Raw genomic sequence first — 307 nt, 5'->3', positions numbered from 1 at the left:
GCTTACCGGTATTCTACGAACAATAACCAACCCAACAAAGGTGTGATAAACTTAGTTAATTGCACCTTTTTTAACATCTGGAGCAAAATATTTATGAGCGATTCATTTTTATGTGGATTGATTAGCGACATTGAAGTCAATATAACAGCGGCTATGACGGCTAGTTTGGAATTGAGCACCGATGCTATTGAAAGCTACACGTTCAACTCAGGGCAGACGGTACAAACAGTTACTAAAGCTAACTTGAAAGACCTTCAAGCATACATTGATAGTCTATTGGCACGCCGAGACACTTTACGCCAACGCT

General features: G+C 40.1%; 1 protein-coding gene. It reads left to right on the top strand.

Annotated features, from left to right (window positions below; translation table 11 throughout):
- Window positions 1–93: 93 nt before the first annotated feature.
- The coding region (locus DC53_RS0121055) for a hypothetical protein (RefSeq protein ID WP_033032625.1) at window positions 94–307 on the top strand (214 nt) is incomplete at its 3' end.

The organism is Pseudoalteromonas fuliginea, from assembly GCF_000690055.1.
In the GTDB taxonomy this organism is placed as follows: Bacteria; Pseudomonadota; Gammaproteobacteria; order Enterobacterales; family Alteromonadaceae; genus Pseudoalteromonas; species Pseudoalteromonas fuliginea.
This window is presented reverse-complemented; position numbering and strand designations above follow the sequence as displayed.